This is a genomic window from Yoonia sp. SWMV100 (assembly GCF_056108365.1).
In genome coordinates, this window is record NZ_JBWBAQ010000002.1 from 377,073 (window position 1) to 399,248 (window position 22,176).

Here is a 22,176-nt window from a genome sequence, read left to right on the forward strand (position 1 = left end):
AACTATAGAAGCGAATTTCACTCCGTATCTTCACAAAATCAGCCCATCCAACCGGAAACCGAAAAATCAGGTGTTTCAAGTTGCAAAACGGGGTCAGGACCGTTTTAGTTGGAGTCGTACTGTGCCAATCCGCGGGGGAACTGGTTTGTCAGAAGCCAAAAGCGAAAGTGCGTTCGTCGAATTTGAACGCGTCCAGAAAAGCTACGACGGTGAAAAACTCGTTGTAAAAGACCTTAACCTTTCCATGCCCAAGGGCGAATTCCTGACCATGTTGGGGCCATCGGGATCGGGCAAGACCACCTGCCTGATGATGCTGGCCGGGTTTGAAACCGCGACACATGGGCAGATACGGATCGATGGCGTTTCGATCAATGATATCCCGCCTCACAAACGCGGCATCGGGATGGTGTTTCAAAACTACGCCCTGTTCCCGCATATGACCGTTGCCGAAAACCTGTCCTTCCCGTTGGAAGTACGCAAGATCGGCAAGTCGGAGCGTGAGGTAAAAATCATGCGCGCCCTTGAGATGGTCGAGATGCACGAGTTCGCGAGCCGCAGACCGACCCAACTGTCTGGCGGACAACAGCAGCGGATCGCTTTGGCGCGCGCATTGGTGTTTGAACCTGAACTGGTCCTGATGGACGAACCGCTTGGTGCGCTGGATAAACAGCTGCGCGAAACATTGCAGTTCGAAATCACCAACCTTGCGCACAAGCTGGGGATTACCGTGGTTTACGTGACCCACGACCAGACCGAAGCCCTGACCATGTCGGACCGCGTTGCGGTGTTTGACGACGGGCGCATACAACAACTGGCGCCGCCGGACGAACTGTATGAAGCCCCGAAAAACAGCTTTGTCGCGCAGTTCATTGGCGAAAATAATACGCTGGAAGGCATTGTTCAGGAAATTCGTGGCAACACGTGTATCGTCAAGCTGGACAGCGGCGACGTGATCGACGCGATCCCTGTCAACGTCAGCAAGGTTGGCGAACGCACCAAAGTGTCGATCCGCCCGGAACGTGTCGAATTCGACAAATCACGGATGAGCCCCGATGCGCTGACGCTGAAAGCCGAAGTGTTGGAATTCATTTACATGGGCGACATTTTCCGCACCCGACTGCGGGTTGCGGGCACTGATAACTTTATCATCAAATCACGCAACGCCCCTGATCAGGTCCGCCTGACACCGGGAAGCCAGATCGAAATTGGCTGGCTTGCCGAGGATTGCCGCGCGCTTGACGCGTAACGGCTGAGACAGAGCTTGCCTTCACCCGGAGGGCCGGCTCGAAATAACCAAACCGGGTATAATAACGGGAGATTACTATGACATTGACCAAAGCACTCATGGCCACTTCGGCACTGACGTTGGCGGGTACAACCGTCTTCGCAGAAAGCCACATGGCAAATGAGATGACAATTGTTAGCTGGGGCGGCGCCTATTCTGCGTCGCAACAGGCGGCGTATCACGACCCCTATATGGAAACGACCGGCGTCACGATCGTCAACGACGAAAGTTCGAACGAGGCCGTGGCCAAGCTGCGTGCGATGAACGAAGCGGGCAACGTCACTTGGGACGTGGTTGACGTGGTTGCATCCGACGCAATCCGCCTGTGCGACGAAGGCCTTGCGATGGAAATCGACGCCGACGAAATGTTGGCAGATGGCGATGACGGCACCCCGGCTTCCGAGGATTTCGGTGAACTTCTGGTGTCTGACTGCTTTATCCCGCAGATCGTGTATTCGACAACCGCAGGCTACCGCACCGACATGGTTGGCGACACACCGCCAACATCAATCTGCGCATTCTTCGATCTCGAAGCATACCCCGGCATGCGTTCGCTGGAAAAGCGCCCGATCAACAACATGGAATGGGCTTTGCTTTGTGACGGTGTCGCAAAAGAAGACGTCTATGACGTGCTGGAAACCGAAGAAGGCCAAGCACAGGCATTTGCAAAGCTCGACACAATCAAGGACAGCGTTGTTTGGTGGTCTGCTGGCGCGGATACCCCACAATTGTTGGCAGATGGCGAAGTTGTCATGGGCACAACATACAACGGTCGTCTGTTCAGCCTGATTGTTGAACAAGAGCAGCCCGTTGCCATGCTATGGGACGCGCAAGTGTTCGACCTTGACGGTTGGATCATCCCAACAGGTCTGAGCCCAGAGCGTGAAGCCCGCGCATTGGACTACATCCGCTTTGCGACAGACACACAGCGTCTTGCAGACCAAGCCAAGTACATCTCGTACGGTCCAGCACGTGCATCGTCTGCGCCACTGGTTGGTCAACACGCAACACTGGGTATCGAAATGGCACCACACATGCCAACAGACCCGGCGAACGCGACAAACACCTTCTTGTATAACTACGAATGGTGGGCTGATTACCGTGACGATCTGGATGCAAAATTCCAGAGCTGGCTTGCGCAGTAATCGCTGAACGCTTTGTAGGGTGGGTTTGAATCCACCCTACGTCCAAATACTTACGGGAAATAAACATGCCAAAAGGCTATATCATCGGTCATATCACCGTGAACGATCCTGATGCCTATCAGGAGTATATCATCAAAGATACGCCCATGATCACAGCCTACGGCGGCATTCCGATTGTCCGTGGTGGACAGTCCGAAGTGCCCGAAGGGGCCAGTTTTGACCGCCACGTGATCTTTGAATTTCCCGATTTTGAAAGCGCCAAGGCGCTGTACTATTCCAAGGATTACCAAGAGGTCGCGCGTATTCGCCGCGAAAATGCAACAAGTATGATCATCTTGGTCGAAGGGGTCTAAAACATGGCAGAACAAGTTCTTGCCGCCGACGGCACACCACTCAAGGCGAGCCTCAACCGTGCGCTGCGCCGCCAAAAATTGCGGGCATTTCTGCTGGTTGCACCGCTGCTTTTGTTTATCATGCTCACGTTCATCATCCCGATCGGCCAAATGCTGTTCCGGTCGGTCGAGAACCAGATCGTGGGCGATACCATTCCGCGCACAGTTGCGGCGCTGGATGATTGGGACACGGCGGCCGACCCGGTTCCACCGACACCCGTCTTCGAGGCGCTTGCCAAAGATCTCATGGTTGCGGTCGAACTGAAAGATCATACCCGACTGGGCAGCCGCCTGAACTATGAAATGTCAGGAATTTCGTCTCTGTTCCGTAAATCCGGCCGTCAGGTCGATGACATCGGCGAGATTTACACCGATCAATTTGTGGCGCTTGACCCCGCATGGGAAGAGCCCGCGACGTTTGTGACCCTTTTTGCCGATCCGTCATGGATTGCGGCACGCGCAAATTGGGACGGCACCGGCGCCGAACCCCGGTTCAAAATCGCGCCGGCCGCCAAAGCCGCGTTCCCCCAGACAGCTGACATGTATGCCGACTTTGCCCGTGTCATCCGGTCCGAAGACGGCGACAGCCCGACCGAAGAACAACCGTGGAACGTCGTCTATCTGGCGCTGTACCAGGATCTGCGCACGAACGCTGGTCTGTCGGTGGAGGGTGAACTGGCTGGTCTGGTAAATGCGACAGCCGCAGCAGTCCCTGCCTTTGAAACGGAAAACGTGAAAGCCACGTTTGAGGACATCGAAAAGGATTGGGCCGACCCAGAAGTCTGGAGCACAATTTATACCTACAGCCCTGCCTATACCAATGGCTATTTCCTGAATGCGATTGATCTGCAAAAGACACCCGATGGGCCTGAATGGCAGCCAGAGAATGAACAAATCTATATCACCTTGTTCTGGCGCACGATGCTGATGTCGATGACGATCACCGTTAGCTGCATATTGCTTGGCTATCCGGTGGCATGGATGCTGGCCAACCTGCCCGCACGCAAAGCCAACCTGCTGATGATCCTCGTTCTGCTACCGTTCTGGACATCGCTTTTGGTGCGCACATCTGCATGGAAGGTCCTGTTGCAAAACCAAGGGGTTATCAATGACTTGCTGGTTTGGGTTGGCATCGTGAGTGACGATAACCGGCTTGCCTTGATCAACAATGCAACGGGTACGATCATCGCCATGACCCACATCTTGCTGCCGTTTATGATCTTGCCGCTGTATTCGGTCATGAAAACCATTCCACCCAGCTTTTTGCGCGCGGCAAAATCATTGGGTGCCACAAACTGGACCGCGTTTTGGCGCGTCTACTTTCCGCAATCGGTGCCGGGGATTGGCGCGGGGTCGATCCTCGTGTTCATTCTGTCGATCGGGTACTACATCACACCGGAAATCGTTGGCGGGAACAAAGGCGTCTTTATCTCGAACCGGATCGCCTATCATATTTCCAGCTCTTTGAACTGGGGCCTTGCCGCCGCGCTTGGAACCATTTTGCTGGCGATCGTATTGGCGCTGTACTGGGCTTACGACCGTATCGTCGGCATCGACAACGTGAAACTGGGGGGCTAACCGATGAGCGCACTACCTACCTATGCAACAACGGGTCAGCGTATCTGGCACTATAGCTTTCGGGTGATTGTGGGGTTCATCCTGTTCTTCCTGATCGCGCCCATCATCATTATTATTCCACTGTCGTTCAACGCCGAGAACTTCTTTACCTTCACGCCAAAGATGCTGGCGCTGGACCCGGAAGGATATTCCCTAAAGCATTACCGCGACTTTTTCACCAACCAGGACTGGATACGCCCGCTGAAAAACTCGCTGATCATCGCGCCCTTTGCGACGATCATCTCTGTCTCTTTGGGCACGCTGGCGGCGATCGGTTTGTCACAGTCACATGTGCCGTTCCGCCGGGCGATCATGGCAATTTTGATTTCCCCGATGATCGTGCCTTTGATCATTTCAGCAACGGGGATGTTCTTTTTCTACAGCCAGATGGGCCTGTGGATGGAAGATAACCTTGGCATGTCCAAAGCCCTGAGCGGCTATATCAAGGTGATCCTTGCCCACGCGGCTTTGGGTATTCCGTTTGTCATCATCACCGTCACGGCCACACTGGTCGGATTTGATCAGTCCCTGACACGGGCTGCAGCCAATATGGGCGCAACGCCGACAGTAACCTTCTTTCGCGTGCAGATGCCGCTAATTTTGCCTGGCGTCATTTCGGGGGCGTTGTTCGCGTTTATCACGTCATTTGACGAGGTGGTCGTTGTGCTGTTTGTCGGTGCCGCAGCCCAAAAGACGCTGCCTTGGCAAATGTTTACGGGCCTGCGCGAACAGATCAGCCCGACAATTCTGGCGGTCGCCACTGTGCTGGTCGGGGTGTCGATCCTGCTGCTGGCAACGGTCGAATTGCTGCGCCGCAGATCAGAGCGTCTGCGCGGTTTGTCTCCGAACTGATGGCGCCACAATATCATGAATTTGCGGGGCCCTGTGCCCCGCTTTTTTATGGCAGGACGTGCAGCCAGAACCAGACCGTCACAATCGACAACCCCGTCCCCATGAGAACCGCAGAAGCGGCCACTCTGCGCGCGCGACCGTACATGTTCGCAAAGACATATGCGTTTACCCCCGGCGCCATCGCGCTGGTCAGAATGGCCGACCGCGTCGCGGGCTCAGACAGGTCATTGAACCCAGCCAGCAGCCAGACAATCGCCGGATGCAGCACCAAAGAGATCGCAACAACATAGAGGATCGCGCGCATGTCACCTTCGGGACGGTAACGGTAAAGCACGCCCCCCAAACCAAACAGCGCCGCAGGAAGCGCAGCCCGTGCAATCAGGTCCAGTGCATCCGCCAACGCACCCGGCACCGTGATATGGCCAAGGTTGACGATAAACCCCAGCGTAATTCCCACGATCAGCGCGTTGCGGAACATCGCGGTCAGCACTTTGCGGGGTAAAGCCGCGACGCTGCCGCCCCAGTTGCGCGCGATTTCCATCGCGGTGATCCCGACCCCATAGCAAAACGGCGAATGGATCGCGATGATCGCGTAATTCGCCTCGAGCGCATTCGCGCCGTAAGCACGTTCGGTAATCGGCAAACCCAAAAGCAGTGAATTCGAGAATAGCCCGCAAAACCCGATCGCAACGCTTTCTTCCCAGTCGCGCTTGAACAAAAACCTTGCGCCCAACAATCCTGCAAAGAACCCGGCCAAGGCCCCGGTGTAGAACGAAAACAACAGCGACAAATCAAAGTTTTGCTGCAGGTCCAATGTGGATATTGCGCGAAACAACAGGCACGGGATCGCAAAGCCTTGGGTGAATTTCATCAACCCGTCAACGCCGCTATCACTAAAATAGCCTTTCCAGACCGCCAAATAGCCGAACCCGATGACGATGAAAACGGGAAGGATAACGTCAAGAAGTACGCTCATGGTGGGCAGTCCTTTGGGCGGCTGTGCCGATAAGTGGTATGCGAGCGGCGCGAAACCGGCCCTAGCGCATGTCGAACGACAGTGTCATGCCATCATAAGCAGGGACAACATGTGCGGGTGTTTCGTCTGCCACGGCAGCATAGTCCATATCATTGTGCAGATTGGTCAGCACGGCCAATTTGGGCTGCGCGCGTGCAACCCAGTCAAGCGTTTGCGCAAGATGCGAGTGGCTGGGGTGCGGCGCGCGGCGCAGGGCGTCGATGATCCAGCAGTCAAGATCCTGCAAATGCGCCCATGCTGGCTCTGGGATTGCCGATACATCGGGGATGTAGGCCACGTCACCGATCCGAAAACCAAGCGCGTCGATATCACCGTGACTCACCATAAAGGGCGTCAACGTGATGTCCCCCCCTGCCCCTGTTGCCGTTATCGCGCCATTGATCGTGTGCAAATCACAGACAGGCGGATAAGATGACCCGGGCGGCGTTTCAAAGATATATGCAAAGCGCGCGCGCAATTCGGCGGCGGTCTGCGGGCTGGCCCAAGCAGGAAGACGGGTGCGCGTGTTAAAGACGATCATCCGCAGATCATCTATCCCATGGACATGATCGGCGTGTTCGTGGGTGTAAACCACAGCGTCCAGCGTCCCGATGTCATTGGTCAACAGCTGGTTGCGCAGGTCCGGTGACGTGTCGATCAACACGCGCGTCTGTCTATGCCCGTTGTAACGCGTCAGCAAGATAGAACAGCGCTGCCGGCGGTTTTTCGGATTTTCAGGGTCACACTCGCCCCATAATCCACCCAGCCGCGGCACGCCTCCGGACGACCCACAACCAAGGATTGTGACGCGCAGCTGATCCATTACAATGCCGCCTTCCAGAACAGCCTGTCAAAGTTGGCTGTCGTTTTTTGCGCAAAATCGGCATAGTCCATGTCGAACGCCGCCGCCCCGATCTTGGCGGTCAGTGCGGTATAGGCCGGTTCGTTGCGCCGCCCCCGGTGCGGGGGTGGTGCCAGATAGGGGCTGTCGGTTTCCACCAAAATCCGGTCGATGGGCGCGCTGGCAAAGATGTCGCGCAGGTCTTGGCTTTTGGGAAATGCTGCGATGCCCGACATCGACAGATAAAACCCAAGGTCAAGCGCGGCCTTGCCCAACGCCGCCGAGCTCGAAAAGCAGTGCATCACACAGCTATAGGCGCCGTTGGCGTATTCTTCGGACAGGATTTGCGCCATATCGTCATCAGCGGCGCGTGCGTGAATAATCAAAGGCAGCTTTGTTTCGCGGGCGGCGGCGATGTGGATGCGCAGGCTTTCTTGTTGGATCGCCTTGGTCTCAGCGGTGTAGTGGTAATCCAGCCCTGTTTCCCCGATGCCTACAAATTTCGGATGTGCGGCCATCGCAATCAACGCATCCACCGATGCAAGCGGTTCGTCCGCCACGCTCATAGGGTGGGTTCCCGCGGCATAGAAAACGGGCGCATAAGTTTCCGCAATCGCACGCACCTGCGGTTCTAGGCGCAGCTTTGTACAAATTGTCACCATCCGTTCAACGCCCGCATCCAGCGCACGCGCGATGACGTCGGGCAATTCGTCTTGGAAATCCGGAAAATCCAGGTGGCAGTGGCTGTCAACAATGGTCGGTTGTTTCATGACGCGGCTTTCAGGCTGCTGCGACGCCCTGCGCCGTCTCTTCTATCTTGAAAATGATATCAAGGATCAGCGCGGCAGGGTCAAGGTTCACAGCGCGTCCATGTCGCGACCGGTTGGATAAATCCTGTTGCAGTTGCGCCCATTTACGCGCCATCAGGTCGTTGGGTGACAGCCGCGCCAGCAGGCGCGCCTCGCCCATTGCGCCCTGCACATGGGGTTCACCCAGCACGCCTGCGCGCGCGGTACGCGACAAAAACAGGTCAATCAGATCAAGCGTCATCCCAAAGCGCAGTTCAGCACCGCGACCTGCGCAACTTTCTGCCAGACGCAGTGCCGCAGGGCGATCAATGCGCGGAATACCGTCAAACAGACGCACGATTTCGGTATAAAGTGCCAGACCGTCATGGTTCAGCAGCCGGATCGCATCCCCCGCAGAACCACCCGCAAGCGCCGCAAGACCGTCGGCGTTGGACACCGGGTGCCCGGCCTGCGCTAACGCGCTGTGCAGATCATCCGCGCTAAGGGTGGAACACCGCAGTTCCCGACACCGTGACCTGATTGTGGGCAGCAACCCTGACGGTTGGTGCGCAATCAACAGGATCACCGTGTTCGCGGGCGGTTCTTCCAGTTCTTTCAGAATGGCATTGGCGGCGTTTCGGTTCAGGTCATCCGCTGCGTCAACGATCACCACACGACGCCCGCCATCGGCTGACGACATTTGGAAAAACTGTTTCAGCGCACGCACAGCATCAACCGTGATTTCATTGCGCAGTTTTTTGGTCTTATCATCCCATGGCCTGCGTATGACGGAAAGCCGCGGGTGCGCACCAGCGTAGATCAACCGCGCGTCAGGATGCTGCGGATCAACCGCTAGGGTGGGATCGCCGAACAGCCCAACCCCTTCATCGGCAAGAAGAAAGGTCGCGATTTTCCACGCGAGCGTCGCCTTACCCACACCGCGCGGTCCAGTGATCAACCATCCCGAATGCATCCGGCCGGATTGAAAGGCATCCAGAAAATCGGCCTCGGCCTTGGGCTGACCAAACAGAACCTGCGTTTCGCGCGGATGCGGCGCACCTTCAATGCGGTCGGGTTCGGGGATAACGTCGTCGTTCATAGGTGTGCTGCGATTTCGGTCGCGATCGCATCAGACGCACGGTTTCCGTCAATCAGGACACAGCGCGTTGGATGCGCATGCGCCAAAGCTAAAAACCCGTGACGCAGGGTTTCCTGAAACCCGAGCCCGAAGTCTTCGAACCGGTCTTCGCCTGATTTGCGTGCCAGCCCACGCTGCAAAGCCATCGCCGGGTCCATATCGATAATAAACGTCAGATCAGGTTCGCGCCCGATCATCAGGCTATGCAAATTGTCGACCATGGCCCGCAGGTCACCGCGCGTCGCCCCCTGATAGACACGGGTGCTGTCAGCAAAACGATCACTGACCACGGTTTTCCCGGACGACAATGCAGGCTCGATCGTTTTTTCCAAATGGTCCCGACGGGCGGCAGTGAACAACAATATCTCTGTCTCGGCGGACCATCTGTCTGGATCACCCGTCAGCAAAAGCTGGCGTATTTCTTCGGCGCCGGGGCTACCGCCCGGTTCGCGGGTCAGCACGACGTCGCGGCCTTGCCCGCGCAAATAATCCCCCAGCATCCGCGCCTGCGTCGACTTGCCCGAACCGTCGATGCCTTCGAATGTGATAAAGGTCGGGGCGGTCATGCCTCTTCGGAAGCCGCATCAGTTTGGGGGCCGAATTTCCCCCAAAGCACCGTGGCGGCCGTCCGTAGGCGCGATGTAAAGCCACCGCGCGCCACGTCCACATCGGCCACCAAAGGGACGCGTTTTTCAGGCAGACCATCCAGGTTAATCACAAGTTCCCCCAGCTGATCACCGGCCTTGATCGGGGCTGCGATCGGACCCGAATACACCACCTGTGCATCCACATTTCCTTGGTTCAGGATTGGCACCAAAAGCGACAAATCCTCGGCCACCGTCAAGCCGACGGAATGCACCTGCCCCATCCAGACGTTGGCTGTTGCAATCCGGTTGCCCGCCGACACCACATCTTTTTGGGCGAATTGACGGTATGACCAGTTCACAATCCGCTCGGCTTCTTCGGCGCGGGCCTGTTCAGACGCAAGCCCCGTCAGAACGAAAATGACCCGGCGATTGCCTTGCTTTGCCGACCCGACAAGACCATAGCCAGCCTCTTGGGTATGGCCTGTTTTCAGGCCGTCGGCACCAATGCCCAACGCCAAAATCGGGTTGCGGTTGCGGGTATTGGATGGAACCCGCCCATCAAATGCAAACTCTTGCTCGGCGAACAACGGATAGTACGTCGGAAAGTCGCGGATCAGGTGATCAGCAAGAATGCCCAAGTCTTCGACCGACATCCGGTGCCCCGCCGCAGGCCACCCGTTTGAATTGGTAAACGTCGAATTTTCCATCCCAAGTTGCTGCGCGCGTTGGGTCATCATGCGTGCGAAACCCGCCTCGGTACCATCGGGTGATAAGGCTTCGGCCAATACCGCGCTTGCGTCATTACCGGATAAAATGATTACGCCACGCAGCAGGTCTTCGACGCGTACACGGTCCGTGGTATCCAGAAACATCGACGAACCGGCATAGTTTGCGGCATGCGACGATACGGGCAATTCATCGTTGATGTCCAAACGCCCGTCTCTTAGCGCCTCGAATGCCATGTAAACTGTCATCAATTTCGACATCGAGGCTGGCGGCAGGGGCATATCTTCGTTTTTGGCCAGCAGGACGGTGCCCGTCGTCTGGTCGAAAACATAGGCCGCTGTCGCACTGGTTTCAAAAGTCTGCGCAGACGCCGCCGTTGCCGCCATGCAGACAAAAACGAAAGCCGTGCGGATTGTGGATAGGATCATCAGATCAACCCTCCAATAGTTAAATGATTATTCGGCGTCCAAAACGAACGCATCGACAAAGCCAAGAGATTTCAGTTGTGCAAGGGTTGCGTCATCTGAAACGGGTCCGGCCACCACCCGCCAAACGGTTCGTCCGCCCGCATCTTGCGGCTCGACCGATGCAGCAATTCCAGCAGCGCGGATTTTCTGTGCCGCTGTGTTTGCATTACTTTCAACGCTGAATACACCAATCTGCGCCAAAGGTGTCGTTGCTGCCGCGACTGTCGCAGGCGCAACAACTGGCGTGGCAAGTATCGCACCAGCCTCTGCCGCATCAATCGCTGCGGCAGCGCCAGCAATCGGATCAACGGTGGCGGCAATGGGCGCGTCATCAAGCGCGACGGCTTGCACGGTCACGGGTGCTGCAAGGCTTGCGATGACAGGGTTGTCTTCTGGCGGCAACGGGGCATCAACAGGCACTTCTATCTCTTCGCGACGCAAAGCAACAACGCTGAGCGCAGTCGGCGCGCCGGCCAAAAGCCCCAAAGCTTCGGCGGCATCCGATGACACCTGCAAGAGCGGACCGGGGTTTTCACGTTCGCGGCGGAACAGGGCACCAACGACCGATTGACCAGTATCGGTATTGCGAATTATCACCCGCTCTGGATCTTGGGCATCAGGGTGCGCCACCCAAACGCCACCCAAAGACGGACGGCCATCCCAAAGTCCGCGGTCGTTTACTTCGAAAATATCGGGCCGCTCAACGTCGCGTTCGGTTTGTGACACCTGCGTTGCGCGCTGTAGTGGTGCATCTACGCCACCATTTTCGGACGCCCCCAACGAAAATCCACCGCCTTCATCACAAGCCGCCATCCCGATTACCGCGACAAATACCACCGAAAGCTTACTGACTGTCATCACCCTGCCCGTCATAATTCGCCCCTTGTTTCACCCTTATAAAAAGGGAGTTCAGCCGATTTTCAGCTCTATTATTTCATCCCCGCCAAGAAACATGCGTGCATATTTTACCGCGCGCCTCTGATCTCAACGCCTGCTTGGCGCAACGATAACGCCCCCAAGTCGGTTATGGAAGTGGTATGGCCAAAAACTCGGCGGATTTCCCCAAGACGTGAAGTTGCTTTTCGAATCATTTAACACCCGCTAAAGAGCCCCCAACGGAGGCTTGGCAGAGTGGTCGAATGCACCGGTCTTGAAAACCGACGAGGGTGAAAGTCCTCCCAGGGTTCGAATCCCTGAGCCTCCGCCATAGACCACAGAAGACACTGTTCTAAGAATGGTTTATGGCCCCGGTGTTTATGACGCCCATGTATGATACGCGTAGCGTTGCGGAAATACCTTGAATTTGCGGGCCGGTTTATCCCCTTGGGAAGCACTCTTGACCTGCGCCATGCGAACCCTGTTGACGACTAAGGGAGATTTGGGGGGCAGGTCATCGCGAATATCGTCAAGAATATGGATAGCCCTCGACAAACGGAGTTTTGTCGTGTGCCATCGGTTTCTACCGACTGCCGCGCGAACGCATACGACTTGAGAGGCAGGGCCAGTTTTTTCTTCAATCGCGCCGCGGTCAAAACCCACTACCCCATACGTAGTCACCCAACGGCCACGGTGCGAGGCTGTGAAGCCGTTAAGGATCGCGGCGGATTTGGATCGGGGATTCATGAAAACACAACTAATTTTCTGTCAAAATCATTCCGGCCCAGACTGGTCACTCCCCGTCGGGGGGTGCATGTTGGCCCGCTTGTTTTTGTTGCCGTTGGTATCCCTCTGCATCTCCATATTCTAGGAAAGCAGGGTAATATTGATGTACACCTGCGACGCGTTTTGCGTGTTTGATCGGACACCAGTGTCTTTCGGTGCGCCCCGCGATTTCCACCGCATAGGCCAGCAAACCGTTGCCATAAGAGCAGTAAAGGCAATTGAGTTTTTCCAGTCCGTTCAGGTAGGAAAGATGTTTGCGGTCAAAGCAAATATAGTCGCCGCGGCGCACTTTTTCGATCCGGTAAACCGGAAAACATATGGCCTGATAAAGCGTCACGAACAAATCAAGCAGGACAAATGGAATGATCACTGAATAGATCACCGGAGCCGTCAAGACGACAAGAGGGCGGGCACCTGCAACATAGGACCACAGTTTTTGCTTGAGCGCCCGATGCCTTTGGCGGACCTCACGATCAAAAATCACCCGACCTTGCGCGATACGGTAACGGAATTTATCACGGCGGCGATCGAGTTCCTGCGCGAGGTCATTTTCCATACTACTGATACGCTTCAATAATTCGTCAACGCGATCGGTCAATTATTCGCTCCTCGTCTCTACACTGGGTGTCGCTTTACAGGTCTGGTGTACGTCGATGACGGTTTCGATTTTCAATTTTTTGCGCGTCTGAGGCGAAATCGCGTCAATGACGGCTGATCTGATCAGTCCGATACAGATACAAGACGACCCGTCACTGACGCCATACCGATACTTAGACAGGGAAACGGTAGGGCGTGGCAATCGTTTAGATAAAATGCCAAATTCCTGTGGGCTGATTTACGTCACCCAAGCGCAGCTTCGCACCTTTTGCGTGACGTGAATCAGCTATGCGCGATTTTGGCGCTTGAGAGCCTCGGCTAGTGCAGAACCCAGTGCGCCCGTATCGGCGGTGGCCTGTTTGGGCCCCGCAGTTGACCGCGCGTTTCGATCCTGTTTTGGGTTCGCCGGTTTTTGCGCACGCGGTGCCGCATCAGCGCTGTTGTCCGTGCGCATCGTCAGACCGATACGTTTTCGGGGCACGTCAACCTCTGTCACGCGGACACGGACCACATCGCCGGCTTTGACAACCTCGTGTGGGTCTTTGACGAATTTATCGGCAAGCTGGCTGACATGAACCAGCCCATCCTGATGCACCCCGATATCAACAAAGGCACCAAATGCCGCGACATTCGTCACTGTTCCCTCAAGCGACATGCCCGGTTTCAAATCCGTGATGCTGTCGATGCCTTCTGCGAACGTGGCCGTTTTGAAAGCCGGGCGCGGATCACGGCCCGGTTTTTCCAGTTCGGCAAGGATATCGCGCACGGTGGGCAGCCCAAAATTATCATCAACAAACTGCGCGGCATTCAGCCCAGAAAGCGCAGAGCTGTCCCCCATGATCGCGCGCACATCACGGCCGCACGCCTGCACGATCTTGCGGGCGACACCGTAGGCTTCGGGGTGGACGGATGACGCGTCCAAAGGCTCTGTGCCACCGGTGATCCGCAAAAACCCCGCGCTTTGCTCGAATGCTTTTGGACCCAATCCAGCCACTTTCAGCAGGGATTTGCGCGTGGGGAACGCACCGTTTGCATCGCGGTGGGCCACAATATTTTGCGCAAGCGATGGCCCCAACCCGGCGATATGTGACAGCAGTGGCGCAGAGGCCATGTTCAGATCGACCCCAACGGCGTTCACCGCGTCTTCGACCACCGCCGCCAGCGAAAGCGCAAGCTGGCGCTGGTCAACGTCGTGTTGGTATTGCCCAACCCCAATCGCCTGCGGTTCGATTTTGACAAGCTCGGCCAGTGGATCTTGCAAGCGGCGCGCAATAGACACCGCCCCGCGAATGGACACGTCGATATCTGGAAACTCTTGCGAGGCCAGTTCCGACGCTGAATAGACCGATGCCCCTGCTTCGGACACAATCACCGGCGTTGGACGTGAAATCCCTGCGGGCAGGTTTTTCAAAACATCCGCAACCAGCCGTTCAGATTCGCGGCTGGCGGTGCCGTTCCCGATCGCAATGAGCGCGACGCCATGCTTGCGGATCAGGTGCAGCAACGTTTCCTCTGCGCCACGCAGATCGTTGCGCGGCTGAAATGGATAGATCGTTGCCGTGTCCAGCAATTTGCCGGTTTCATCCACGACAGCGATTTTACAGCCGGTCCGGATTCCCGGATCAAGACCAAGCGTTGCGCGCGCACCGGCCGGTGCCGCCAAAAGCAGGTCTTTGAGGTTACGCGCAAAAACGTCGATGGCAGTCGCGTGGGCCCGACGGCGCATGTCCGTCATCAGGTCCATAAACATCGACAGGCTCAGTTTGACTTTCCATGTCCATGCAGCGGCGGCCTGCAGCCAAATGTCGCCCGGACCTTGGCCCGGAATGCCGATTTCGGCAGCGATAATGCCGATCATCCGGTCAAGCCCCGCGTCGCCGTCCGGGGCGATATCAACCGTCACGATTTCTTCTTTTGCGGCCCGCAGAATAGCAAGCGCGCGGTGCGACGGAATGGTGGCCCATTTTTCGCTATGTGCGAAATAGTCCGAAAATTTTGCGCCGACCTCTTCTTTGCCTTTGTTGACCCGGGCGGTCACCAAGGCCTCTTTTTGCATCACCTCGCGCAACCGTCCCAACAGGGCCGCGTTTTCACCCAAGTCCTCGGTCAAGATGTCACGCGCACCGTTCAGCGCGTCTTTTTCAGTGGGGACCGCCTCGGAAATATACCCCTGCGCAAGCATCACCGGATCGGCCTTGCGATCCGCCATAATCGCTTGCAATAGCGGCGCGAGGCCGTTTTCACGGGCGATCATCGCCTTTGTCCGGCGCTTGGGTTTGTAGGGCAAATACAGATCCTCAAGAACAGCCTTTGTATCCGCGGTCGCGATCGCGCGAGCCAGCGCATCGGTCAGTTTTCCCTGCCCTGTGATTTCGCCCAGAATGGTTGCGCGGCGCTTTTCCAGTTCACGCAGATATCCCAAACGTTCGGCCAATTGACGAAGTTGGGTATCATCAAGCCCACCTGTCACCTCTTTGCGGTAACGCGCAACGAACGGAACCGTATCGCCACCATCCAGCAAGGCGACGGTCGCAATCACCTGTTCGGGGCGCGCCCCGATATCGGTTGCAATGGTGCGGGCGATACGTTCTGCGACATCGTTCATAGCGGCTTCCTTGTGTGGCGGTCGGATGATCGTGATAGCCGTGCAGACCGGGGCCGCCAAGGGCCACCTGCAGATGCGCGCGCAATAACGGTCGATTTTTGCTGATCAGCGGCATTTGTTTCTGAACAGGGTGTGAATTTCACAGCACGGCGCGCCCACAGTGATGGTCGTTTGGATTGCGGATATGCGCATTCGTGGGGTCCGCCATGTTTCAACCACTATCATTCCGCGCCGCATAGCTTAAGGGAGGGTGAAAATAAGGAGAATGAACAATGGAAGCTTCACAAAGCGTTCCCGAACTGGTCGCCGCGGCACAGACACATGCAAAGACGCACCAAGATACGTTGACACGTTTGGACGTACCGGACGCGTCAGACGCCCAACGCGCGGAACAGCGCGCTGCCACCGTCGCGCTTGAGACGGCGGCAGTTGACGTCTTTTCGTTATTTGAATCGCGGATGCAGCACCATTTCCGGCGCGGCCCGTTTTCACGCAAATTAAACGCGCTGCTGCTTGACGCAAAGCAGCCCGACCTTGCTGATCGTTTTCACCGGTACTATTTGGCGATCAACGTTTTGAAACATGGCAAAGGCGCAAGTTACCGCGAACTACTTGCCTCGCCCAGCGATCTGATTGTGGTGAAAACATCTGATGACAGCATCACAGATGAAACAGGCGCACACACAGGCCTTATTGATGTGACCGTGCCCGGATTTTTCGAAGCGCTGACCAAAACAATTCTAGATGCCTACCAATTCCTTGAAAAAAGATAGGCCGCTGCCGAAAACAGTTTCTTTTACGCGGTTATGTGCATAATATTCATCAAAATGAATATGAGGTTATCATGCACATTACACGCCGTACCCTGTTGGCTGGATCCGCAGCGTCGTTCTTGACACCTCAGGTGGGGTGGTCGCAGACAACATTCGCCGCAGGCGACAGCCGGTTGGACACCCTAAGCGACGGGCATTTGGTACTGCCAAAGTCGTTTTCTTTGGGTGATGTTCCAATGGACGAAGCCGATCAAATACTGGCCAGATACGGCATTTCAGGTGACACTTTAGAACCTGACTGCAATGTCACGCTGCTGCGGCAAGATGGTCGCACCGTGCTGTTCGATGTCGGCGCTGGTCCGGACTTTATGCCAACCGCCGGCACGCTGATGGACGCGGTTGATGCACTGGGCGTCGCCCCGTCTGACGTCACCGACGTTATCTTTACCCATGCGCATCCGGATCATCTGTGGGGGCTTCTTGATGATTTTGGTGATTTTGTGTTTCCTGACGCCGCCTATCACATGGGCCGCACCGAATGGGACTATTGGACCGACCCCAACACCGTTTCCACAATCGACGCCGCGCGGCAGATCTTTGCTGTGGGTGCCAGTAGCCGACTGGCGGAACTGCGAGACCAGATCAATCTGTTCAGCGACGGTGCAGAAATTCTGCCTGGCGTTGCCGCACGCGTGACGCCGGGGCATACGCCCGGCCACATGGCGTTCGAGGTCCGCGTCGGCGGTGACCCAGTGATGATCGTCGGCGACAGTATTTTAAACCACCATGTCGCGTTTGAAAGACCTGATTGGTTATCGGGATCGGACCAAGATGCCCCTACAGCAGCCCAAACGCGGATGTCGTTGCTTGATCAGCTTGCGCAAAGTCAAATGCTGATGGTCGGCTTCCACCTGCCCAATGGCGGTCTGGGCCGTGTCGCGCGGCGCGGTGAGCGTTTTGAATTTGTCGGCGAAGACGGATAATGCCTGCGCCGCTTTGGGCGTGTGCGCGGCGTTTCACCCCAAGATGGGTGGCGGTAGCACCCAGCCACATTGCCCAACAGTGACAAGGATCGCGCCGTCTGTGCAGGTATCAATACGCTGTGCCTGCATGCGCCCCCCCGTTTTGCGGGTATGACAGGCGTTTGTACCCGTCAAACGCTATTGCGCGGCCATGGGCATGCGTGCCAGTTGGCACTGTTTCCAAAGTATTTCCAACGCCAGAATAAGTCGGCTGATGTCATCGGCTGAATGAACCGGTGACGGGGTGATCCGCAGCCGCTCTGTCCCCTTTGGCACGGTCGGGTAATTGATTGGCTGGATATAGATGCCGTGATCGGCCAGCAATATGTCCGACAGATATTTGCATTTGACCGGGTCGCCTACCATGACCGGGATGATGTGGCTGGGGTTATCGATATGGGGAATGCCGACAGCATCAAGCCCCGCACGCACCGCAGCCACATTGGCCTGCTGGGCAACACGTTCTGCATCGCTGGCTTTGAGATGTTCAATGGATGCGCGTGCCCCTGCGGCGACCGCGGGCGGCAGTGCTGTCGTAAAAATGAATCCACTGGAAAATGAGCGCACGAAATCGCACAACGCCGCGCTTGCGGCGATATAGCCGCCCATCACACCATAGGCCTTTCCCAATGTCCCTTCGATCACGGTGATGCGGTCCATCAGGCCTTCGCGTTCGGATATCCCCCCACCACGCGGACCGTAAAGCCCCACAGCGTGGACCTCGTCCAGATAGGTAATCGCGCCATATTTCTCTGCAAGGTCACAGATTTCAGCAATAGGGGCGATGTCGCCGTCCATCGAATAGACGCTTTCAAAGGCGATGAGTTTGGGGCGGTCGATCGGTTGCGCGGCCAGAAGCTCCGCGAGGTGGTCCACGTCATTGTGCCGCCAAATCTGACATTCCGCTTTGGAATGGCGGATGCCTTCGATCATGCTGGCGTGATTAAGGGCGTCTGACAGCACGAGACAATCGGGAATCTTTGCGGCCAATGTCCCCAGCGCGGCCCAGTTTGACACATAGCCTGACGTGAACAACAGCGCCTGTTCCTTGCCATGCAGATCGGCCAACGCGGCCTCAAGGCGGATGTGTTCAAATGTGGTGCCGGAAATGTTGCGGGTTCCGCCAGCACCAGCGCCCACAGTGTCAAGGGCGGTATGCATGGCAGAAATCACTGCGGGGTGCTGGCCCATTCCCAGATAGTCGTTCGAACACCAAATCGTGACATCTTTGGTTTTGTCACCGCGACTGGTTGCATGGGGGAAATTCCCGCAGTGCCGTTCGAGATTTGCAAAAACCCGATAATTGCCGTCGTCTTTTAGCCGGGTCAGCGCGGCCTCGAAATAGCTATAATAGTTCATACGCGTCCTATTCGCCGATGGCGTCGTGGATAATGTCGGTCAAAAGGGTCTGGACCTGCTGCATCTCGCCAGCGGGATAGTTACGGTGTCCGATAAAAACGTCCCCGCCGCGATCGGCCACGAAGATCCCGTAGGGACAATGCGCAATGTTCATAAAATCGGCTTCCATGACGTCGCGCGACAACTGTGCGGAACAGAACAAAAAGATGTCCGCCGCCTCAAAAATCACCACGTCGCTGCCGACGTCCTCTGCCGTGCGGTTCAGCATGTCACCGGTGTGGCTGACGTAATCAATCACCAGGCCTTTGCCGATGATGGCATTTTCAACCGCAAATGTCGCGTCTTCGAAACTGCCATCAAACGGATAGGTCGTCGCATCCTGGGCTGTTGCAGATGCGCCGATCAGACAGATTGCAGTGGAAATCATAAATTTCTTCATCATGTGTCCTCCTAGTTGCAGGGTTGCGCAGGGCGGCGTGTGCCGCCGTGATTTTTATCAAGGGCGGATTACCGTCCATCCGGTTTCATCCAGCATCATCAATTCGGCCACGCCAGCAGGCACCCGTTCGGCGTGATCCGATATTGGCGGTGCGGCACCTTCGGTCGCGGCCATTGCGTCGATCGTATTCCCGCAGGCTGCAAAACTGACATTCGGCATCGACTGTTCAAACGCCGTAAGCCGCGCAAGGACTGGTGACGTATCGGTGCGCAACATATGCAGACCCGCATTGAACGCGACGATCCTGATTTCGACCTCTTCGCCTTGTTCCTGATAGTGTTGCGATACGTTCACTGCGACATTCAGCACTGTGTTCATTTTCTGCACATCATTGTCGCTGATCTGAAGCGCAAGATAATGTCGGCCATCATCTTGCGCCCAAGCCCCGGAAAGTGTCCCAAGCGCCAAAAGTATCGCCCCGACAAAGTTTCGCACGATGGTGCGCATGGCCTTCCCTTCCTTCGCTTGCTGTACGGATCGTATCGGCTGGTTATTCCTCGAACTGGGTCAGATATGCGATCAATGCATCTGCCTGCGCTTGGTCTTGCAGCCCGCGGAACGTCATTTTTGTGCCGCTTATGGTGCCGCGCGGGTCCATCAGGAACGCCGAAAGATATTCGGTGGTCCAAATCTCGCCAGCATCGGCGGCTTCAGTAAACCCGCGCGAATACCGGAAGCCATCAACACCACCAATCGTGCGACCGACAATGTTGTTCAGTTCCGGACCTGTCCTGTTGCGCGCACCGTCACCAACTTCGTGGCAGGATTTGCATTGGCGAAACAGGCCTTCGCCCTCGGCGATCAGCGCGGGATCAACGGCTGGCGCCGCGTCTGCGACGACCTCTGGTTCGGCTTCGGCAGCAGGTGCGTCAGTCGCGATGGCCGCTTCTTCCACCGCGTCTTCGGTGTCTGGTGTCACGTCCAGCACGCTTGCGTGCATGGTGATTTCAACAGTTTCCTTGCAATTTTCCATGCACACATCAGCGACCGAAAACTGCGGAATTTCGGTTTCGGCGCGGTCATCCATATAAAAATTGTCGGCGTTCGGCATTTCGACATCCAGAAAGGTGTCATTGCTTAGCGTAAAGTCTTCGTCGACCAGATCGTTGACATACAGAAGGTACGCCGTGATCGCATAGACTTCATCGGGCTCAAGCGTACGCGCAGCGCCAAATGGCATCGCGCGATTGACATAGTCATAGACCGTCGACAGGTATGGCCAGTACGATCCGATTGTCTTGACCGGATCCCTGTGGGTCAGCGTCCCCTGCCCGCCCGCAAGCACGGGCCAGCGTCCGACCGCCTCTCCGAAGTCGCCATGACAGGACGCGCATTTTTCGACAAAGACCTCTTCGCCGGTCCAAACATCGCCGCTGCCCGCAGGCAAACCAAGCCCGTCTGGCCGCACGTCGGTATCCCATGCCGCGATTTCAGCATCCAGTGCAGGACGTCCAAGCCCCAATGTATCTTGGGCCAGTGCAGGCGTCGTCAAAGCGATAGCAGCCCAGATCGGCGCGGTTCCCTTAAGAAATTTCGACATTTTCAGCCACCCCTTGTTCGTTCACTGCCCATGTCTGGATCCCGTTGTTGTGATAGATCGAATTCTCGCCGCGGACAGCGCGCAGTTGGTCCTTTGTCGGCTGGACATATCCGGTGCTGTCATGGGCGCGGCTTTGCAACAGCAAGGGTTTTCCGTCCCATTCAAAATCAAAGTAGAAGCGGTGCATCGATTTATCCATCGATGGCCCCGACATGCGGGCCTGATGCCAGTTGGCGCCGCCGTCGATTGTCACGTCCACCCGTGGGATCGTGCCCCGTCCAGACCATGCAACACCGGTCAGAACCACCGGCCCCGGCCCATGTGTGATCGGCTTTTGCGGGCTTGGGCTGGTGATAACGGACTTTGCATCCATTTCCCATGTGAACCGACGCGCCTGACCATTGCCAAGTAAATCGGTGTATTTGCTGGTTTCTTCGCGGTGATGCCAAGGCTCATCGCCGACCTCGATGCGGCGCAGCCATTTGATCCACATATTGCCTTCCCAGCCGGGAACGACCAAACGCACGGGGTAACCTTGTTCTGGGCGCAAGGCCTCTCCGTTCATTTTGAACGCGACAAGGCAATCATCCATCGCCTTTTCCATCGGGATCGAGCGGGTCATGCCAGAGGCATCGGCGCCCTCTGGCAGCAGCCATTTACCTGTGGTCTTGACACCGGCCTCTTTAAGCAAGAGCCGCAGCGGAACGCCGGTATATTGCACGTTGTGGATCATGCCATGCGTAAACTGGCAGCCGTTCAGCTGTGCGCCCGCCCATTCCATCCCAGAGTTCGCGGCGCATTCCAGAAAATAGACATGGTTTTCGCGGGGGAACCGCATCAGGTCTTCCATGGTGAACACAAGTGGACGGTCAACCAGACCATTGATCATCAAGCGATGCGCGGACGGATCAACCTCGGCCACGCCAGCGTGGTGACGTTCAAAGCACAAGCCGTTGGGCGTGATAATCCCGTCCAGTTCATGCAGCGGTGTAAAGTTGATGGAACTGACCGGATCAGCCGTAAGCCAAGGCACGTTCTGGCGGCGCACATGGGCCTCGAATTTGGACGGCATGCCATAAGGGGCTTCGTCAACGCCGGGTCCCAGAAACTGGTTCCACGGCTGGACGTCCAAAATTGCGGGGTCGCCTTCGGCCCGCGCCGCTGTCACACCGCCGACAAGCGCCGCACCACTTGCAGCGGCACCGCGCAAAAAGTTGCGCCGCGAAGGTTTCATACCTTTGAAAATCTCGCTCATTTTCTGTTCCT

At 56.5% G+C, this 22,176-nt stretch carries 21 protein-coding genes and 1 tRNA gene; 8 read left to right on the top strand and 14 right to left on the bottom strand.

Translation table 11 applies throughout. The annotated features are described in order from the left end of the window. Positions 1 to 145: 145 nt before the first annotated feature. The 5 genes from ACXJGX_RS01950 (at position 146) to ACXJGX_RS01970 (ending at position 5,291) form a co-directional block, all read left to right on the top strand. Positions 146 to 1,246 (top strand): ABC transporter ATP-binding protein, encoded by a 1,101-nt coding sequence (locus ACXJGX_RS01950; RefSeq protein WP_474778453.1) that lies wholly within the window; start codon positions 146 to 148, stop codon positions 1,244 to 1,246. A gap of 77 nt (positions 1,247 to 1,323) precedes the next feature. Further along, on the top strand, positions 1,324 to 2,430 hold the full coding sequence (locus ACXJGX_RS01955) for an extracellular solute-binding protein (RefSeq protein WP_474778454.1): 1,107 nt from the start codon (positions 1,324 to 1,326) through the stop codon (positions 2,428 to 2,430). Between the two features lie 65 nt (positions 2,431 to 2,495). After that, a complete protein-coding gene (locus tag ACXJGX_RS01960; RefSeq protein WP_474778455.1) occupies positions 2,496 to 2,783 on the top strand; it encodes a DUF1330 domain-containing protein in 288 nt (95 codons plus the stop codon). A gap of 3 nt (positions 2,784 to 2,786) precedes the next feature. Continuing rightward, positions 2,787 to 4,400: an ABC transporter permease gene (locus tag ACXJGX_RS01965; RefSeq protein ID WP_474778456.1), complete on the top strand. Its 1,614-nt coding sequence runs from the start codon at positions 2,787 to 2,789 to the stop codon at positions 4,398 to 4,400. Between the two features lie 3 nt (positions 4,401 to 4,403). Continuing rightward, the gene (locus tag ACXJGX_RS01970; RefSeq protein WP_474778457.1) at positions 4,404 to 5,291 is read left to right on the top strand and encodes an ABC transporter permease; all 888 of its coding nucleotides are present in this window, start codon (positions 4,404 to 4,406) and stop codon (positions 5,289 to 5,291) included. 46 nt (positions 5,292 to 5,337) lie between these two features. Here ACXJGX_RS01970 and ACXJGX_RS01975 read toward each other — a convergent pair whose 3' ends face one another. The 7 genes from ACXJGX_RS01975 to ACXJGX_RS02005 all read right to left on the bottom strand — a co-directional run bounded on the left by ACXJGX_RS01975 (position 5,338) and on the right by ACXJGX_RS02005 (position 11,711). After that, a complete protein-coding gene (locus ACXJGX_RS01975) occupies positions 5,338 to 6,267 on the bottom strand; it encodes an AEC family transporter (protein WP_474778458.1) in 930 nt (309 codons plus the stop codon). A gap of 61 nt (positions 6,268 to 6,328) precedes the next feature. Further along, the gene (locus ACXJGX_RS01980) at positions 6,329 to 7,129 is read right to left on the bottom strand and encodes an MBL fold metallo-hydrolase (RefSeq protein WP_474778459.1); all 801 of its coding nucleotides are present in this window, start codon (positions 7,127 to 7,129) and stop codon (positions 6,329 to 6,331) included. Further along, complete coding sequence (locus tag ACXJGX_RS01985; protein WP_474778460.1) at positions 7,129 to 7,917, bottom strand: TatD family hydrolase; 789 nt, start codon at positions 7,915 to 7,917, stop codon at positions 7,129 to 7,131. The genes ACXJGX_RS01980 and ACXJGX_RS01985 overlap by 1 nt, the downstream gene beginning before the upstream one ends. Positions 7,918 to 7,927: 10 nt before the next feature. After that, positions 7,928 to 9,034 (bottom strand): DNA polymerase III subunit delta', encoded by a 1,107-nt coding sequence (locus ACXJGX_RS01990; protein ID WP_474778461.1) that lies wholly within the window; start codon positions 9,032 to 9,034, stop codon positions 7,928 to 7,930. Beyond that, complete coding sequence (gene tmk, locus ACXJGX_RS01995) at positions 9,031 to 9,639, bottom strand: dTMP kinase (protein WP_474778462.1); 609 nt, start codon at positions 9,637 to 9,639, stop codon at positions 9,031 to 9,033. The genes ACXJGX_RS01990 and tmk overlap by 4 nt, the downstream gene beginning before the upstream one ends. Continuing rightward, positions 9,636 to 10,814, bottom strand: a complete 1,179-nt coding sequence (locus ACXJGX_RS02000; RefSeq protein WP_474778463.1) for a D-alanyl-D-alanine carboxypeptidase family protein — start codon at positions 10,812 to 10,814, stop codon at positions 9,636 to 9,638. The genes tmk and ACXJGX_RS02000 overlap by 4 nt, the downstream gene beginning before the upstream one ends. A 27-nt stretch (positions 10,815 to 10,841) precedes the next feature. Further along, positions 10,842 to 11,711, bottom strand: a complete 870-nt coding sequence (locus ACXJGX_RS02005) for an SPOR domain-containing protein (protein ID WP_474778464.1) — start codon at positions 11,709 to 11,711, stop codon at positions 10,842 to 10,844. Between the two features lie 259 nt (positions 11,712 to 11,970). Between ACXJGX_RS02005 and ACXJGX_RS02010 the strand changes: the two genes are divergently transcribed. Further along, a tRNA-Ser gene (locus ACXJGX_RS02010) sits at positions 11,971 to 12,060 on the top strand. 462 nt (positions 12,061 to 12,522) lie between these two features. Here ACXJGX_RS02010 and ACXJGX_RS02015 read toward each other — a convergent pair. After that, positions 12,523 to 13,113 carry a hypothetical protein gene (locus ACXJGX_RS02015; protein ID WP_474778465.1) on the bottom strand — a complete coding sequence of 197 codons (591 nt, stop codon included), beginning with the start codon at positions 13,111 to 13,113 and terminating at the stop codon, positions 12,523 to 12,525. A 285-nt stretch (positions 13,114 to 13,398) separates the two neighbouring features. Then, complete coding sequence (locus ACXJGX_RS02020) at positions 13,399 to 15,717, bottom strand: Tex family protein (RefSeq protein ID WP_474778466.1); 2,319 nt, start codon at positions 15,715 to 15,717, stop codon at positions 13,399 to 13,401. Between the two features lie 272 nt (positions 15,718 to 15,989). Here ACXJGX_RS02020 and ACXJGX_RS02025 point away from each other — a divergent pair, with 272 nt between their 5' ends. Next, positions 15,990 to 16,490, top strand: a complete 501-nt coding sequence (locus ACXJGX_RS02025; protein WP_474778467.1) for a hypothetical protein — start codon at positions 15,990 to 15,992, stop codon at positions 16,488 to 16,490. A 71-nt stretch (positions 16,491 to 16,561) separates the two neighbouring features. After that, the gene (locus ACXJGX_RS02030) at positions 16,562 to 17,473 is read left to right on the top strand and encodes an MBL fold metallo-hydrolase (protein ID WP_474778468.1); all 912 of its coding nucleotides are present in this window, start codon (positions 16,562 to 16,564) and stop codon (positions 17,471 to 17,473) included. A gap of 177 nt (positions 17,474 to 17,650) precedes the next feature. Here ACXJGX_RS02030 and hemA read toward each other — a convergent pair whose 3' ends face one another. Genes hemA through soxC form a run of 5 tightly spaced genes read right to left on the bottom strand, consistent with a single transcriptional unit; the run spans position 17,651 to position 22,165 of the window. Further along, the gene (gene hemA / locus ACXJGX_RS02035; RefSeq protein ID WP_474778469.1) at positions 17,651 to 18,871 is read right to left on the bottom strand and encodes a 5-aminolevulinate synthase; all 1,221 of its coding nucleotides are present in this window, start codon (positions 18,869 to 18,871) and stop codon (positions 17,651 to 17,653) included. A 7-nt stretch (positions 18,872 to 18,878) separates the two neighbouring features. After that, positions 18,879 to 19,310, bottom strand: a complete 432-nt coding sequence (locus tag ACXJGX_RS02040) for a DUF302 domain-containing protein (protein WP_474779161.1) — start codon at positions 19,308 to 19,310, stop codon at positions 18,879 to 18,881. A gap of 57 nt (positions 19,311 to 19,367) precedes the next feature. Further along, complete coding sequence (locus ACXJGX_RS02045) at positions 19,368 to 19,817, bottom strand: DsrE family protein (RefSeq protein ID WP_474778470.1); 450 nt, start codon at positions 19,815 to 19,817, stop codon at positions 19,368 to 19,370. Positions 19,818 to 19,860: 43 nt separating this feature from the next. After that, the gene (locus ACXJGX_RS02050) at positions 19,861 to 20,910 is read right to left on the bottom strand and encodes a c-type cytochrome (protein ID WP_474778471.1); all 1,050 of its coding nucleotides are present in this window, start codon (positions 20,908 to 20,910) and stop codon (positions 19,861 to 19,863) included. Further along, the gene (gene soxC / locus ACXJGX_RS02055; protein WP_474778472.1) at positions 20,894 to 22,165 is read right to left on the bottom strand and encodes a sulfite dehydrogenase; all 1,272 of its coding nucleotides are present in this window, start codon (positions 22,163 to 22,165) and stop codon (positions 20,894 to 20,896) included. The genes ACXJGX_RS02050 and soxC overlap by 17 nt, the downstream gene beginning before the upstream one ends. Positions 22,166 to 22,176 lie beyond the last annotated feature (11 nt).

Bases quoted from the DNA above. Each gene is read 5' to 3' on its own strand.
- ACXJGX_RS01955 (WP_474778454.1), top strand. From the start codon at position 1,324: ATGACATTGACCAAAGCACTCATGGCCACTTCGGCACTGACGTTGGCG.
- ACXJGX_RS01960 (WP_474778455.1), top strand. From the start codon at position 2,496: ATGCCAAAAGGCTATATCATCGGTCATATCACCGTGAACGATCCTGAT.
- ACXJGX_RS01965 (WP_474778456.1), top strand. From the start codon at position 2,787: ATGGCAGAACAAGTTCTTGCCGCCGACGGCACACCACTCAAGGCGAGC.
- ACXJGX_RS01970 (WP_474778457.1), top strand. From the start codon at position 4,404: ATGAGCGCACTACCTACCTATGCAACAACGGGTCAGCGTATCTGGCAC.
- ACXJGX_RS01975 (WP_474778458.1), bottom strand. From the start codon at position 6,267: ATGAGCGTACTTCTTGACGTTATCCTTCCCGTTTTCATCGTCATCGGG.
- ACXJGX_RS01980 (WP_474778459.1), bottom strand. From the start codon at position 7,129: ATGGATCAGCTGCGCGTCACAATCCTTGGTTGTGGGTCGTCCGGAGGC.
- ACXJGX_RS01985 (WP_474778460.1), bottom strand. From the start codon at position 7,917: ATGAAACAACCGACCATTGTTGACAGCCACTGCCACCTGGATTTTCCG.
- ACXJGX_RS01990 (WP_474778461.1), bottom strand. From the start codon at position 9,034: ATGAACGACGACGTTATCCCCGAACCCGACCGCATTGAAGGTGCGCCG.
- tmk (WP_474778462.1), bottom strand. From the start codon at position 9,639: ATGACCGCCCCGACCTTTATCACATTCGAAGGCATCGACGGTTCGGGC.
- ACXJGX_RS02000 (WP_474778463.1), bottom strand. From the start codon at position 10,814: ATGATCCTATCCACAATCCGCACGGCTTTCGTTTTTGTCTGCATGGCG.
- ACXJGX_RS02005 (WP_474778464.1), bottom strand. From the start codon at position 11,711: ATGACAGTCAGTAAGCTTTCGGTGGTATTTGTCGCGGTAATCGGGATG.
- ACXJGX_RS02020 (WP_474778466.1), bottom strand. From the start codon at position 15,717: ATGAACGATGTCGCAGAACGTATCGCCCGCACCATTGCAACCGATATC.
- ACXJGX_RS02025 (WP_474778467.1), top strand. From the start codon at position 15,990: ATGGAAGCTTCACAAAGCGTTCCCGAACTGGTCGCCGCGGCACAGACA.
- ACXJGX_RS02030 (WP_474778468.1), top strand. From the start codon at position 16,562: ATGCACATTACACGCCGTACCCTGTTGGCTGGATCCGCAGCGTCGTTC.
- hemA (WP_474778469.1), bottom strand. From the start codon at position 18,871: ATGAACTATTATAGCTATTTCGAGGCCGCGCTGACCCGGCTAAAAGAC.
- ACXJGX_RS02040 (WP_474779161.1), bottom strand. From the start codon at position 19,310: ATGAAGAAATTTATGATTTCCACTGCAATCTGTCTGATCGGCGCATCT.
- ACXJGX_RS02045 (WP_474778470.1), bottom strand. From the start codon at position 19,817: ATGCGCACCATCGTGCGAAACTTTGTCGGGGCGATACTTTTGGCGCTT.
- ACXJGX_RS02050 (WP_474778471.1), bottom strand. From the start codon at position 20,910: ATGTCGAAATTTCTTAAGGGAACCGCGCCGATCTGGGCTGCTATCGCT.
- soxC (WP_474778472.1), bottom strand. From the start codon at position 22,165: ATGAGCGAGATTTTCAAAGGTATGAAACCTTCGCGGCGCAACTTTTTG.